Source organism: Stutzerimonas stutzeri, from assembly GCF_019090095.1.
Classification (GTDB): Bacteria; Pseudomonadota; Gammaproteobacteria; order Pseudomonadales; family Pseudomonadaceae; genus Stutzerimonas; species Stutzerimonas stutzeri_AN.
Genome location: NZ_JAGQFP010000001.1, coordinates 999709 through 1010916 on the forward strand (window position 1 = coordinate 999709; position 11208 = coordinate 1010916).

An 11208-nucleotide genomic window follows, 5' to 3' on the forward strand; every position below is an offset into this window, starting at 1 on the left:
TCGCTGGCCCGGAAAGCAGTCTGCACGGGGGTTGGCGGCGACACAGAGCCTACGTCGCCAGGTGCCGAAATCGTGTTCGCCCCACAGCGGCAACGGCCTGGGAGCGTGCCTGACACGCCGTACTGCGATCAACTAGGAGTCCAAACATGAGCAAGGGAAGCCGTCCGGATGACGAATTGCGCTTTCGCCCGCAGCCGGGCAAACCGCAGCAACGCGGCCAACCCTTCGTCAACCAGGTGCTGCGCCAGGCCAACAAGGCCGGTACCGGAAAGCCGCGCAAGGCGAGCCACCAGCCCGGCGCCCGCCTCGGCCGCGGGCATGTCGCCGCGCGTTTCAGCACGAAGCAACTGCCGTCCAACGCCCGTCGCGTCACCATCAAGACGCGCTTGGTAAACCTACGCCAGGCCGGCAAGCGCTCGACGCTAAGCCACCTGCGCTACATCGAGCGCGACGGCGTCAGTCGCGAGGGCGATCCGGGTCAGGCCTACGGGCCCTTGACCGACCAGGCCGACCTAAATGCGTTCGAGGAGCGCGGCCGGGACGACCGCCACCAGTTTCGCTTCATCGTCTCGCCTGAGGATGCCGAGCAGCTCGACGACCTGCGCACCTATACCCGCCACCTGATGAGCCGGATGGAGGCCGACCTCGGCACCCGCCTCGACTGGGTGGCGGTCGACCACTGGAACACTGACAACCCACACACCCATATCGTGTTGCGCGGCAAGGACGACACCGGCAAGGACCTGGTGATCGCTCGTGACTACATCGCCGAGGGCATGCGCAACCGTGCCGCGGAGCTGGCCACCGAATGGCTCGGCCCGCGTACTGAACTGGAGATCCAACAGAGCCTGCAGCGCGAGGTGCAGCAGGAGCGTTTCACCAGCCTGGATCGCACCCTGCTGCGCGAATGCCAAGCCGGCGTGCTCAGCCTGAAATCGCTCGCCAACCAGCCGCGCCGGCAGCTGCTGATCGGCCGCCTGCAGCAGCTGCAGAGGCTTGAGCTGGCTCGTGAGGTTCGGCCCGGACAATGGATCCTACGTGACGACGTCGAGGTGACCCTGCGCGCCATGGGCGAGCGTGGCGATATCGTGCGCACGATGCAGCGGGCCATGGGGGGCCTGCAGCGAGAGCTGGCGGTCTTCGAGCCGGGCAAGGATGGTCCCGAAGTGGTCGGTAGGATCGTATCCAAGGGGCTGGCCGACGAGCTACACGACCGCGGCTACCTGGTGGTCGACGGCCTCGACGGCAAGGCGTATTACCTGGCCCTGCCTGCTCGCGCGGAGCTGGCCGACTACCCCATCGGCGGCGTGGTGGAAACGCGCAGCCTGAGCGAGCCGCGCGCGGTGGATCGCTCGATTGCGGCGCTGGCTGTGGACGGCCTTTATCGCACCGATCATCACACGGCCCTGGCACGATCACAGGCAGTCGAAGGACAGGATCCCGAGGCATTGGTCGAGCGCCATGTACGGCGCCTGGAAGCCCTGCGCCGGGCCGGTATCGTCGAGCGTCTGGCCGAGGGCGTCTGGCGGGTGCCGACCGACCTGCCCGAGCAAGGCCGGCAGCATGATGCCCGCCGCCTGGGCGATGTCGCCGTCGAACTGCGTACGCCACTGCCCCTCGAGCAGCAGGTGCGCGCGGTCGGCGCGACCTGGCTGGACCAACAGCTGATCGGCGGCAACCGCGAGCTGGTAGACACGGGCTTCGGCAAGGAGGTGCGCGAAGCGTTGCGACAGCGTGCTGACTTCCTGGTGGAACAGGGCCTGGCCGAACGCCAGGGCCAACGCGTGGTGCTCGCACGCAACCTGCTGGCCACCCTACGCGGGCGGGAGCTGACGGCGGCGGCGCGCGAGATCTCGGCGCAGACGGGCCTGCAATATCGCCCGGCGGTCGAGGGCAAGCGCGTCAGCGGGATCTACCGGCGCAGCGTGCAGCTGGCCAGCGGCCGTTATGCCCTGCTCGACGATGGCATCGGCTTCAGCCTGGTGCCGTGGAAGCCGGTGATCGAGCAGAGGCTCGGGCAGAGCGTGTCGGCGGTGATCCAGGGCAACAGCGTCTCCTGGCAACTGGGTCGCCAGCGCGGGCCATCGATTGGTTGAGCAATCGGCGCTGGGGCTTATACCAGCGCCGGCTCCTGCTGTAGCCACTGCTCGAAGTCTCGGCTCTGCGGCATGCCTTCCTTGGCCGCGTAGTAAACCAGGCGCAGATGGCGATCCTCGTCGATGGTCAGCGTGGTGTGCTCAAACACCACCTGGCCGACGGTGTCGATCCGCAGATGCCGAATGCCCTGGCAGGCGCCATGGATGTCCTGCTGCCGCCACCAGTCTCTGAAGTCTGGCGAGGCCTTCTCCAGGTCCTTCACCAACGCGGCGATATCCGGATCCTGGGTCGCCCGCACGAAGTCGCGGCGGAAGCTGGAGAGAATCTGCAGCGCCTGCTCATCCCAAGGGTTGAACAATTCGCGCATGGCCGGGCTGGTGAACAGCATCCACAACAGATTGCGGCGGTCCGCCGGCAGCGCAGAGAAACCGAACACCCGATCTGCCGCAGCGTTCCAGGCCAGCACATCCCAGCGCAGGTTGAGCACGTAAGCCGGACGAGACGGCAGATCCCCCATCAGGCGATGAATCAGCGCAGGCACCGTGCACCAGGTCTTTCCCGGCTCTGGCGGCAGACGCTGGTGAGCCAGCAGGAAGAGGTGGCGACGCTCGGTGGCATCCAGCTTGAGCGTGCGCGAAAGGTTGTCGAGGAAGGTTGCAGACACGCTGATGTCCCGCCCCTGCTCCAGCCATGTGTACCAAGACAGGCCCACTCCGGCCAAGGCCGCGACCTCCTCGCGGCGAAGCCCAGGCGTGCGTCTTCGGCCACCTGAAGGCAGCCCCACCTCCGCAGGCGAAATGCGTTCGCGGCGACTACGCAGGAATTCGGCCAGCTCTACCCGAGTGCGTTCAGCTGTGCGAGGCGCGCTCATCCGGTTACCTCCAGTACTAGGATAAACAGTCAAATTGTAACCCCTATAAATCCCGAGAAGAATAGCCCGACCTGGCCGCAATTACCCGAGCCAGGGCTCTCGCTTGATGAGGAACCACACAGAGACGTGTCATCAACTCGCTAAGGAGATAAACGGATGTACCAAGCACTTCTTCGGGAACAACTGGAGACATTGAAGTCTTCCAACCAGTACCGCACCTTCACCACCCTTAGCCGCATCTGCGGCCAGTATCCCCTGGCCAAGCTGGACGGTCGCGAGCAGGAACCGGTGGTGGTCTGGTGCAGCAACGACTACCTCGGCATGTCGCAGCACCCGGCCGTGCGCGAGCAGATGCACGACGCGCTGGAGACCTACGGCGCCGGCTCCGGCGGTTCGCGCAATATCGGCGGCTCGCACGAGGTGTATGCCAGCCTGGAGGCGAGCCTGGCCGACTGGCACGGCAAGGAAGCGGCGCTGGTCTTCCCCACCGGCTTCGGCTCCAACGACGCCACCCTCCAGTGCCTGCTGCGGCGTATCCCCGACTGCGTGGTGATCAGCGACGAGCTGAACCACGCCTCCATCGTCAACGGCATTCGTTCCACGCCCAACGAGCGCAAGATCTTCCGCCATAACGACGTCGAGCATCTGGAGCAGATTCTCGCCAGCTACCCGCAGGGCCAGCCGAAGATCGTGGTGTTCGAGTCGGTCTACTCGATGGACGGCGACATCGCCCCCATCGCCGAGATCGTCGCGGTCGCCAAACGCTACAACGCCCTCACCTACCTCGACGAGGTGCATGCGGTGGGCATGTACGGCCCACGTGGCGCCGGTATCGCCGCCGAGCTGGGCGTGGCCGATCAGGTGGACATCATTCAGGGCACCATGGCCAAGGCCATCGGTGTGATCGGCGGCTACATTGCATCGACCCAGGTGATCGTCGATGCAGTGCGCTCCTTCGCCACCGGCTTCATCTTCACCACCTCGCTGCCGCCGGCAATTACCGCAGGCTGTCTGGCCAGCGTCGAACATCTCAAGGCCAGCCGCTTCGAGCGCGATCGCCTGCATGCCCAGACCGCCAAGCTGCGCGAGCGCCTCAAGCACCATGACGTACCGGTGATGCCCTGCTCGCAGACGCATGTGTTGCCGGTGCTGGTGGGCGAGGCCAAGCGCTGCAAGGTGGCGGCCGAGCGCCTACTGCATACTCACGGCGTGTACCTGCAGCCGATCAACTATCCATCCGTGCCGGTAGGGACCGAGCGCTTCCGCGTCAATGCCACACCGAACCACAGCGATGCGCAGATCGAGCACCTGGTGCTGTCGCTGCGCGAGACCTTCGATCACTTCAGCATCCCGCTTGCGTCCGAGGTGTTTGCTGCGGAGGTGGCCTGAGATGGAACAGTCCTTCTTCACAGTACGTCCGGCGAACCAGGCCGACCTGGCCCGTTTGGTGGAGCTGCGCGCATATCTGCTGGACGGCACCAACGCCAGCTATTCGAGCAAGACGCCGGAGGACGCGGCGCGCTGGCGAGCGGCCTACCGCACCTGGCTGAATAGCCGCCTGAACGACAGCGACTGCGTGCAGATCCTCGCCGCCGAGCACAGGGAATCCGGCCAGGTGCTGGGCTGCGCAACCGCCATCATCGACCAACGCGCGCCGGCACCGGGCTGCCTTAACGGCCTGTCCGGCTGGGTGCAGTCGGTGGTGGTGGAACCGCAGTGGCGGGGCCGTGGCATCGCCAAGCAACTGATGCAGCACCTGCTGCGCTGGTTCGCCAACCGCGACGTCGGCTACGTGGTGCTGCAGAGCACCGCGGATGCCGGCACGCTGTACCAGACCCTCGGCTTCGCCGTCAGCGACGAGCGCCTGCTGATCCGTCAGGAGGCCTCGGCATGAAGATCCTGATCATCGGCCTGGGCTACGCCGGCAACCGCTACCGCCGCGCCTTCGAACATATCGCCACGAGTACCGGCCTGCCGCTGTCGCTAGCCTATGTCGGGCGTCGGCAGAAGACGACCGAACTGCCCTACTTCGACAACGTTGGCCGCGCGCTGCTGGTGTTTGAGCCGGACATCGTGGTGGTCAGCGTCAACGACCACAGCCATGCGCCCGTGCTCAAGCTGCTGGCCGGCTACCGGGGCTTCGTGCTCTGCGAGAAGCCGCTGGTCACGCCGGGCGACGACCTGGACGAGCTGCTCGGCGTACTGGAGCAGGTCAGCGGTTTTGCCCTGGACCTGGTGGAGCGGTACTCGGATGCGACCCAGCAGTTGCGCGACTGGGTCGAGCGCCATGACTGGCAACTGGTACGTGCCAGCTTCCACTGGGGCAAGGACCGTATCAACGACTACCGCCCTACCTGCGGCGTGACCAGCGAGGTGATCCATGCGCTGGATCTGGTCGGCTGGATCTGCCCGCGTGCTGGCCAGCTCAAGCTCGATGGTGTGCTCGGTGTGCGCTCGGACTTCTCCATCTCCGGCGCAGAGGTACTCGACACCGTGCAGCTCACCGCCAGCCTGGGCGAGGCGCGGGTCACCGGCTACGCCAGCTTCGTCAACATCGTGCGGCAACGCACCGTGGATTTCAGCTTCGTCGACCGCGACGCCCGGCTGATCCATGCACGCCTGGTGTTTGACACCCCGCGCTGGGATCACGACCAGTTGCGCATCTGGACGCTCGGCGCCAACGGCGCCGAGGAGCTGTTGCACGCGTTCGCCACCGCCCCTGACGAGCCTGGCCTGGACACCCTGCACAAGCTCACGCGGCTATGCCGGCAGGTGGTGCGCGCCGTGGCGCTCAGGGAGCCACCCCGCCAGCCCTTCGCTGGCCTCGACACCGCCGTGGCGCTGCAGCGCCTGCTCAACGACCTGGAAACCCATGCCCAAACCCCACCAGCGGCGCGCTACGTCCATGGCGAGACGCGCGTGCTGCTGGCCGAGGACAGCGACCTGGAAAGCCTCGGGTAACTCAATCACAAGGAGAATGACTATGTGTGGAATCGCTGGATGGCTGTCCTACAGCCAGGACCTGGAAATGCAACGCGACACCCTGCAGCGCATGACCGACACCATGGCCCGGCGCGGCCCGGATGCTGGCGGTCTGTGGATCGAGGGCCCGGTGGGCCTGGGCCATCGCCGCCTGTCGATCATCGACCTGGAAGGTGGGCGCCAACCGATGACGGCCCTGCACGGTGGCCCGCGCGAAGTCGCCGCGATCACTTACAGCGGCGAGGTCTACAACTTCCGCGAGCTGCGCACCGAACTGCAGCGACTCGGCCACCGCTTCGAGACCCGCAGCGACACCGAGGTGGTGCTGCGCGCGTATGTCGAATGGGGCGAGACCTTCGTCGAGCGGCTCAACGGCATGTATGCCTTCGCCATCTGGGACCTGCGCTCGCAGGAGCTGCTGCTGATCCGCGACCGCATGGGCGTCAAGCCGCTGTACTACTTCCCCACCTCCGACGGCGTGGTGTTCGGCTCCGAGCCCAAGGCGCTGCTGGCCAACCCGCTGGTGCCGCGCAAAGTGCGTGCAGACGGCCTGCGCGAAATCCTGGAGATGGTGAAGACGCCAGGCCATGCCGTGTTCGATGGCATGCGCGAGGTGATGCCGGGCGAGATCGTGCGCATCAACCGCCAGGGCCTGGGCCGTCGCCACTACTGGAAGCTGGAGACACGCGAGCACGAACACACGCTGGACGAGACCATCCGCCACACCCGTGACCTGCTGGAAGATATCGTAGACCGCCAGATTGTTGCCGACGTGCCGCTGTGCAGCCTGCTCTCCGGTGGGCTGGATTCCTCGATCATCACCGCGCTGGCGTCGAAGAAGCTGCTGGCCGCCGGCAAGGAGAACATCCGCTCCTTCTCCGTCGACTTCGTCGACCATGGCAGCGGTTTCACCGGCGACGCCGTGCGCGGCACGCCGGACGCCCCCTTCGTGCGCGATCTGGTGGAGAAGATTCGCTCCAGCCACCAGGAGATCGTCCTCGACAGCCGCGAGCTGGCCGATCCGACGTTGCGCGCGCAGATCGTCCGCGCCCTCGACCTGCCACCGGCCTTCTGGGGCGACATGTGGCCATCGCTCTACCGGCTGTTTCAGGAGGTGCGCAAGCACTCGACGGTGGCGCTGTCCGGCGAGAGCGCGGACGAGGTGTTCGGTGGCTACCGCTGGTTCCACGATCCGGAGGCAATCCAGGCCGACACCTTCCCCTGGCTGACCTCGGTCACCGGCAAGTACTTCGACGGCAAGACCCTGTTCGACCCGGGCCTGCTGGCCCAGCTCGACATGCACAGCTTCCTGCGCGACAGCTACACCCAGGCCATCGCTGAAGCACCGGTACTACCCGGCGAGAGCGCCGTCGACCAGCGCATGCGGCAGATGAGCTACGTCAACCTGACCCGCTTCGTGCAGACCCTGCTCGACCGCAAGGACCGCATGAGCATGGCCGTCGGCCTCGAGGTGCGGGTGCCCTTCTGCGACCACCGCCTGGTCGAGTACGCCTTCAACATCCCCTGGGCGATGAAGGCCTTCGACGGGCGGGAGAAAAGCATCCTGCGCGCGGCGACCCGCGACCTGCTGCCGGAGTCGATCAGCGAGCGGGTCAAGAGCCCCTACCCCTCGACCCAGGACCCGGCCTACGAGCAGGCGCTACGTGATGCCCTGGCCGCCATCCAGGCCGATCGCAACGCACCGGTAACGCCCCTGCTCGACAGCGGCCGTATCCAGCAAACCCTGGCCAAGCCGCTCGGCAGCGTCTCGCCCATGTATGAGCGCATGGGCATGGAGCTGGCGGTAGGCCTCAACACCTGGCTGAACGAATACGACGTCAGCCTCGAACTCTAGTCCCCAACCGGATGTGGCCCCGGTGCGGGCCACATCCTTCCGCTGTACCACCCACGCGTTCTTGCAACGCAAGCGAGTCCGAGTATGCACACACCTAACCAATCACCCATCTACCTCATAGCGCTGGGGGCCTTTGCCCTCGGCATGGCCTCCTATGTCACCGCCGGCCTGATCCCGATGATCGAGGCCTCGTTCGCGGTCTCCGTCGCGGTGGCCGCGCAGTTGGTTACCGCCTTCACCCTGGCCTACGGACTGGGTTCGCCAATCTTCGTCGCCCTGACGCCGGCGCATCGTCAGCGTGCCGGCCTGCTGCTGGCCCTGGGCCTGTTCGTCATCGCCAACGCCGCCAGCGCGCTGGCCGAGAGCTTCACCGCGCTGATGGTCTGGCGTGCCATCGCCGGTATCGGTGCGGGCGTCTACCTGGCCATGGGCATCGGCGCCTCGGCCGCCGTGTCTACCCCGGAACGCCGCGGGAAGGCCATCGCCATCATCATGGGTGGCATGGCCAGCGGCGTGGTGCTGGGCGTTCCGCTCAGCCTGTTGATCGCCGAACAACTCGGCTGGCAGACCGCCCTGTGGCTGGTGACCCTGCTCGGCCTGGTGGCTTTCTTCGGCCTGCTGCTGAAGCTGCCAGCCCTGCCGGCAGCCACCGCCACCACGCTGGCCCAGAAGCTGGCGATCCTCGGCGACGGCCATGTGCTGGTCATCCTGCTGGTGTCGCTGCTGGCCGCCATTGCCAGCCTAGGCATGTACACCTTCATCGCTCCGCTGCTGGCTGATCCGACCTACGGCGCGGTGCGTTCGGTTACCCCCTATCTGTGGGTCTGGGGCATCGGCGGCGTGCTGGGCAGCTTCCTGATCGGCCCGCTGGTGGATCGCATCAAGGGGCCGGTGCTGACCTTCGCCATCATGCTGATCCTCGCTGTATCGCTGCTCGTGCTGCCACTGACGGCTGCGCTCAGCACCTGGCTGGTGATGCTGCCCATCGCCCTGTGGGGCGCGGTCGGCTGGGCGCTGCAGGTGCCGCAGAACAACGAGCTGATCCTGGCCCGCCAGGCCCAGGGCGACGGCAATCTGGCCATCGCGCTGAACGAGTCGGCGCTCTACCTGGGCAGCGCCATTGGCGCCGCAGCCGGTGGCTTCGTGCTGCTGTTGCAGATGCCCACCTGGACCCTGGCCGCCAGCGCCGGTGGTGTCGCCGCGCTGGGCGCCCTGCTGCAGATCGTCAACCTGCGTCGCCAGCCAACCTGGAACGGCGACGTGCAAGCCGAACCCTACAACTGACGGAGGAAAGGCCGTGGAACTGCGCCACCTTCGCTGTTTCATCGCCGTCGCAGAAGAACTGCACTTTGCCCGTGCCGCCGCGCGCCTGCATATCGAACAGTCGCCCCTGTCGCGGATCATCAAGGAACTGGAGTACCGCCTGGGCGTGCAGTTGTTCGAGCGCACCACGCGGCGCACGCGCCTGACCTGGGCCGGCAAGGTGCTCTTGGAAGAAGCGCGCCGGGTGCTGGCCGTGGTCGACCAGGCCAAGGCCAGCGTCAAGAGCGCGGCGGCCGGCTACCGCGGGCGCATCCGCGTCGCGCTGTCCGATGGCATCCCGCAGTCACGCTTGGCCGCCCTGCTCGCCCAGTGCCGCGAGGAGGAACCGGAGGTCGAGATCTGCCTATCGGAAGTCACCTTCAGCGAACAGATCAAAGGCCTGAACGACGACCTGTTCGATATCGGGCTTGCACAGTCCGACGAGGTCGGCGATGGGCTGGTGGCCGAGCCGGTCTGGTTCGATCCACTGGTAGTGGCGGTGCCGACCCGCCACCCGCTGCTGACTTATCGGCGCGTGCCGCTCGATGAAGTGGTGCGCTACCCGCTGGTGCTCTGCGATCCGCAGGTCTGCCAAGGATTCTGGCAACAGTTACAGCGGGTATTGGGCGCCGTGGATACGCGACTGACCATCGCCGACCGCGTACCGACACTGGACCTGATGATGGCGCTGGTCGCTGCGGGTTACGGCCTGGGTTTCTCCAGCCTGGCGCGCATCAACGAACTGAACAATCCGGACGTTGTGGCCAGACCGCTAGACGGCTGTGCATCGATGCTAACCACCTACTTGATACGACGCGAAGGCGAGCCGGCCGAGCAATTGTCCCGGTTTATCGGGCGGGTTAGCCCGACGGAAAGCCAGGCGTTGCTGCCGGATCACACATCACAGAAGGAAATCGCCTGATCGCCCCAGGCACAAGCCTCCCCTCGCAGCGAGCCCCTTCAGAAGAGCGTCTAAGCGGCAGCCCAGCCAGGCTGCCGCATTTCTTGTATCTGGCCAACAAGCCCCTTTCTTGACAAGAAGACACTCGCCATTAAATATACGCAAATAGCGCACACATATGAAAGCATTGTTCGTTGAACTGTCACCCTTTGAGCGCAACCGAAAAGCCTACCTCGATGACGACGAGTACTCTCTATTCCAGCAGATGCTCTTGGCCAACCCAGAGGCAGGCGCAGTCATCGCCAACAGTGGTGGTCTGAGGAAGGTCCGCTTCGGATCAGTCAGGCGCAGCAAGGGAAAGCGAAGTGGCGTTCGGGTGATTTATTACTACTGGCACAGCGGTCTGCAGTTCTGGCTTTTCACCCTGTATGACAAAGACGAACTCGATGACCTGAGCAGTGACCAGCGTAGGCAATTGAAAGCGCTCCTTGAGCGCGAAGTGAAGGCGAGGCAAGCACCATGACCAAACGCGATATTTTTTCCGAGCTGATCGAAGGCTTCGACGACCTGGTCGCCGCACGTGAAGGCAAGCGTACGCTTCGTACCCACAAGGTCGAATACAAGCCAATCGAACCCGCGACGGGCGCGGAAATCGTCGCTCTGCGCGAAAAGCTGCAGATGTCCCAGGGTGTATTTGCGCAGGCCATTCACGCCAAGCCTGCGACTCTCAAGAACTGGGAACAGAACCGCTCAAAGCCCAACGACCAGGCCACCGTCTTGATCCGTATCCTGAGCAAGCACCCAGAGCTCATACGCGAACTGGCGTAGATCACCAGAGCGCTGTTGCTCCCTGTAACAGCAGCGAGTCGGCAGAACCACTCGCCGGGTACCCAAATAAATTGGGAAGCGAAGTGAAGCGGGCGGCATGCACAGGGCTTCACCACAACTCGTTCGGCTTCCGGCAGCGTCTGCAGGACACTGACGGCTCTGCGCCCTGTCGCTTCGATCACCCAGGCTACCCATTTCGAGATGATCTGGAGCGAGAAGTAATCACGGATTACAACGTTGCTAGCCGAATAGCCCCCAGTGCTGAAGGTAAATCCTACCATGAGGTAGGGAGCGGTCTCCGGTCACGGACTGCCGATCACGACCGGCAGAAATCGGTCAGAAACGAACATCCGGGATTAACTCTATTGTAGT

The 11208-nt window shown here is 65.2% G+C and carries 10 protein-coding genes; 9 read left to right on the top strand and 1 reads right to left on the bottom strand.

Annotated elements, in window-relative coordinates:
* Positions 1–146 precede the first annotated feature (146 nt).
* Complete coding sequence (locus KVO92_RS04220; RefSeq protein WP_217474411.1) at positions 147–2096, top strand: relaxase/mobilization nuclease and DUF3363 domain-containing protein; 1950 nt, start codon at positions 147–149, stop codon at positions 2094–2096.
* Positions 2097–2113: 17 nt separating this feature from the next.
* On the opposite strand, the gene KVO92_RS04225 is transcribed toward KVO92_RS04220, so the two are convergent.
* Positions 2114–2968: a helix-turn-helix transcriptional regulator gene (locus KVO92_RS04225; RefSeq protein WP_217474412.1), complete on the bottom strand. Its 855-nt coding sequence runs from the start codon at positions 2966–2968 to the stop codon at positions 2114–2116.
* Between the two features lie 156 nt (positions 2969–3124).
* Here KVO92_RS04225 and hemA point away from each other — a divergent pair, with 156 nt between their 5' ends.
* The 8 genes from hemA to KVO92_RS04265 all read left to right on the top strand — a co-directional run bounded on the left by hemA (position 3125) and on the right by KVO92_RS04265 (position 10836).
* Positions 3125–4357 carry a 5-aminolevulinate synthase gene (gene hemA / locus KVO92_RS04230; protein ID WP_217474413.1) on the top strand — a complete coding sequence of 411 codons (1233 nt, stop codon included), beginning with the start codon at positions 3125–3127 and terminating at the stop codon, positions 4355–4357.
* Position 4358: 1 nt separating this feature from the next.
* A complete protein-coding gene (locus tag KVO92_RS04235) occupies positions 4359–4862 on the top strand; it encodes a GNAT family N-acetyltransferase (protein WP_195881620.1) in 504 nt (167 codons plus the stop codon).
* The gene (locus KVO92_RS04240) at positions 4859–5929 is read left to right on the top strand and encodes a Gfo/Idh/MocA family oxidoreductase (protein ID WP_217474414.1); all 1071 of its coding nucleotides are present in this window, start codon (positions 4859–4861) and stop codon (positions 5927–5929) included. The genes KVO92_RS04235 and KVO92_RS04240 overlap by 4 nt, the downstream gene beginning before the upstream one ends.
* A 22-nt stretch (positions 5930–5951) precedes the next feature.
* Positions 5952–7805, top strand: coding sequence for an asparagine synthase (glutamine-hydrolyzing) (gene asnB / locus KVO92_RS04245; RefSeq protein ID WP_217474415.1), 1854 nt, complete (start codon positions 5952–5954; stop codon positions 7803–7805).
* An 84-nt stretch (positions 7806–7889) separates the two neighbouring features.
* On the top strand, positions 7890–9089 hold the full coding sequence (locus KVO92_RS04250; RefSeq protein WP_217474416.1) for an MFS transporter: 1200 nt from the start codon (positions 7890–7892) through the stop codon (positions 9087–9089).
* A 13-nt stretch (positions 9090–9102) separates the two neighbouring features.
* Complete coding sequence (locus KVO92_RS04255; RefSeq protein ID WP_217474417.1) at positions 9103–10029, top strand: LysR family transcriptional regulator; 927 nt, start codon at positions 9103–9105, stop codon at positions 10027–10029.
* Positions 10030–10186: 157 nt separating this feature from the next.
* On the top strand, positions 10187–10531 hold the full coding sequence (locus KVO92_RS04260; protein ID WP_217474418.1) for a toxin: 345 nt from the start codon (positions 10187–10189) through the stop codon (positions 10529–10531).
* Complete coding sequence (locus tag KVO92_RS04265) at positions 10528–10836, top strand: helix-turn-helix domain-containing protein (protein ID WP_217474419.1); 309 nt, start codon at positions 10528–10530, stop codon at positions 10834–10836. Before KVO92_RS04260 ends, KVO92_RS04265 begins: the two co-directional genes overlap by 4 nt.
* Positions 10837–11208 lie beyond the last annotated feature (372 nt).

What these genes read in the sequence shown, in the direction of transcription:
- KVO92_RS04220 (WP_217474411.1), top strand. Translation starts at nt 147, where the DNA reads ATGAGCAAGGGAAGCCGTCCGGATGACGAATTGCGCTTTCGCCCGCAG.
- KVO92_RS04225 (WP_217474412.1), bottom strand. Translation starts at nt 2,968, where the DNA reads ATGAGCGCGCCTCGCACAGCTGAACGCACTCGGGTAGAGCTGGCCGAA.
- hemA (WP_217474413.1), top strand. Translation starts at nt 3,125, where the DNA reads ATGTACCAAGCACTTCTTCGGGAACAACTGGAGACATTGAAGTCTTCC.
- KVO92_RS04235 (WP_195881620.1), top strand. Translation starts at nt 4,359, where the DNA reads ATGGAACAGTCCTTCTTCACAGTACGTCCGGCGAACCAGGCCGACCTG.
- KVO92_RS04240 (WP_217474414.1), top strand. Translation starts at nt 4,859, where the DNA reads ATGAAGATCCTGATCATCGGCCTGGGCTACGCCGGCAACCGCTACCGC.
- asnB (WP_217474415.1), top strand. Translation starts at nt 5,952, where the DNA reads ATGTGTGGAATCGCTGGATGGCTGTCCTACAGCCAGGACCTGGAAATG.
- KVO92_RS04250 (WP_217474416.1), top strand. Translation starts at nt 7,890, where the DNA reads ATGCACACACCTAACCAATCACCCATCTACCTCATAGCGCTGGGGGCC.
- KVO92_RS04260 (WP_217474418.1), top strand. Translation starts at nt 10,187, where the DNA reads ATGAAAGCATTGTTCGTTGAACTGTCACCCTTTGAGCGCAACCGAAAA.
- KVO92_RS04265 (WP_217474419.1), top strand. Translation starts at nt 10,528, where the DNA reads ATGACCAAACGCGATATTTTTTCCGAGCTGATCGAAGGCTTCGACGAC.